The sequence below is a fragment of the Chromohalobacter sp. HP20-39 genome (genome assembly GCF_033052815.1).
Lineage (GTDB): Bacteria > Pseudomonadota > Gammaproteobacteria > Pseudomonadales > Halomonadaceae > Chromohalobacter.
In genome coordinates this window covers 1-229 of sequence record NZ_JAWHTP010001277.1, presented here as the reverse complement: position 1 = coordinate 229, position 229 = coordinate 1, and the positions used below count along the sequence as shown (strand labels likewise).

At 65.1% G+C, this 229-nt stretch carries 1 protein-coding gene; it reads left to right on the top strand.

Annotated features, from left to right (window positions below; translation table 11 throughout):
- The coding region (locus tag RVY79_RS21960; RefSeq protein WP_317466745.1) for a formyltransferase family protein at positions 1 to 229 on the top strand (229 nt) is incomplete at both ends.

Below are 229 nucleotides of genomic sequence, written 5' to 3'. Positions count from 1 at the left end.
CCGCAAGCTGGAAGGCCGCGCCATCAACATCCACCATTCGTTCCTGCCGAGCTTCAAGGGTGCCAAGCCGTACTACCAGGCACACGAGCGCGGCGTGAAGCTGATCGGCGCGACGGCGCACTATGTGACGGCCGACCTCGACGAAGGCCCGATCATCGAGCAGGAGATCGAGCGCGTGGACCACAGCATGGACCCGGAGCAGCTCACCGCCGTCGGTCGTGATGTGGAG